Source organism: Gilvimarinus sp. 1_MG-2023 (assembly GCF_030548285.1).
In genome coordinates, this window is sequence record NZ_JAUOSC010001668.1 from 1 (window position 1) to 238 (window position 238).

At 54.6% G+C, this 238-nt stretch carries 1 protein-coding gene; it reads left to right on the forward strand.

Features of this window, described 5'->3' with window-relative positions:
- Positions 1-45: 45 nt before the first annotated feature.
- Positions 46-238 (forward strand): twin-arginine translocase subunit TatC (locus Q4563_RS22460; protein WP_303606122.1); only part of this gene is annotated, 193 nt, incomplete at its 3' end.

The window sequence follows — 238 nt, forward strand, 5'->3', positions numbered from 1 at the left end:
GCCCGATATACCGACACCACCTGCCAAGGACATCAAGCCCGAATCATGAGCCAGGATCAGGAACAACCCCTTATTGCCCATCTGGTCGAACTGCGCAACCGCTTGCTGAAGTCGGTGCTGGTGGTATTGGCACTGTTTCTTGGCATGTTCTATTTTGCCAACGACCTGTATCTGATACTGGTTCAGCCGCTCTCGGTCCTGCTCCCTGAAACCCAGGGACAAATGATCGCCATCGGCG